Raw genomic sequence first — 722 nt, 5'->3', positions numbered from 1 at the left:
AGTGATTTAGGAAACACTAAAACGAATTGGCTTGCACTAAAAAATACAGCAGTGACTAATACACCGGGTGGGTGGAATGCCTACTAGTAAATAAGGGAGGATTAAAAGATGGCACAAAGGAGAATGTTTAGTAATACGATCACGGATTCTGATTTATTTATGGACATGCCTAAGTCAGCTCAGCTACTATATTTTCATTTGAATATGCATGCTGATGATGATGGGTTTGTGGGTAATACAAAATCCATTATGCGGATGACTGGTTCAAGTGACGATGATTTGAAAATTTTGTTAGCCAAGCAGTATCTTATTCCGTTTGAGAATGGCGTCACTGTGATTAAAGATTGGCATATTCATAATTACATCCGATCAGATCGTAAGCACCCCACGAAATATACTAGTGAGCTTAAACAATTAGAGCTAAATGAAGACGCTAGTTATAGTAAATTACCTTTCGGTAGTCAAGTGTCAACCAACGGTCAACCAAATGACGGACACTTGGTAGGCAATTGTCATACCGAGGTTAGGTTAGGTAAGGATAGGTTAGGTAAGGTTAGTAAAGGTAAGTATATAGAACCAGGTAAGCCCAATCCAGGCAAAGCCAAACCAACACGACACAAATATGGACAATACCAGAATGTCTTACTGACGGATGAACAATTGGAGAAACTCAAATCGGAGTTTCCTTCTGACTGGCAGGGCCGAATCGAACGCGTTTCTGA

General features: G+C 39.8%; 1 protein-coding gene. It reads left to right on the top strand.

The window, feature by feature from the left end; genetic code table 11:
* Window positions 1-108: 108 nt before the first annotated feature.
* The coding region (locus KGF70_RS17005; RefSeq protein WP_253955639.1) for a replisome organizer at window positions 109-722 on the top strand (614 nt) is incomplete at its 3' end.

Source organism: Lactiplantibacillus sp. 7.2.4 (genome assembly GCF_018991185.1).
GTDB lineage: Bacteria > Bacillota > Bacilli > Lactobacillales > Lactobacillaceae > Lactiplantibacillus > Lactiplantibacillus pentosus.
This window is presented reverse-complemented; position numbering and strand designations above follow the sequence as displayed.